1 pseudogene is annotated in these 528 nt (G+C 66.5%); it reads right to left on the bottom strand.

The features are described 5' to 3' along the window. Window positions 1-218 precede the first annotated feature (218 nt). Window positions 219-528, bottom strand: a pseudogene (locus P2Q00_RS50680) (TnsA-like heteromeric transposase endonuclease subunit); the annotation flags it as partial.

Below are 528 nucleotides of genomic sequence, written 5' to 3'. Positions count from 1 at the left end.
CTCGCCCTCGTCGTCCGCCGACGGCCCCGGGCCGTCCGGACTGATGACAGCGCGGTCGGAAAACAGCAGTTCCTTGAGTGCCAGCCGCAGCAGCCTCCCCTGGCCGTCTTTCAGAACCACTTCGTTGCCCGCCGTCGTGGCGGCCATCTCCACCACCTCGACGGTCTCCCCGTCGTAGTGGAAACGCGTACCGACCCCGACCCGAACCCCCGCCCTGCTCATGCCGCCCGCCTCAAAACGCACGAAGGGCCGAGCGGACGGCCGAGATCGGTGACGAGCTCCTGTGTCCAGAGCAAGTGATGAATAGCCGAGCGGACTTGAGGCTCAGGACGGTCCGGCAGACAGCACGAGGCCTGCCCCAAAGTGACTCCATCAAGCTCAGCTCCGCGAAGCTCGTCCAGGACTTCGGGGCTGAACAGCCAGTCCCGGCGGTAGCCCGCCAGGAACCGGACGTTTTCCAGTTCCACGGCCGGCACCTCGCTCCAGACCTCGTACTTCCATCCCCGTGATTCCACCGCCTCCCGAGTC

The organism is Streptomyces coacervatus (assembly GCF_029223485.1).
Classification (GTDB): domain Bacteria; phylum Actinomycetota; class Actinomycetes; order Streptomycetales; family Streptomycetaceae; genus Streptomyces; species Streptomyces coacervatus.
The sequence above is the reverse complement of the archived record's forward strand: the minus strand, read 5'-3'. Positions and strand labels throughout refer to the sequence as shown.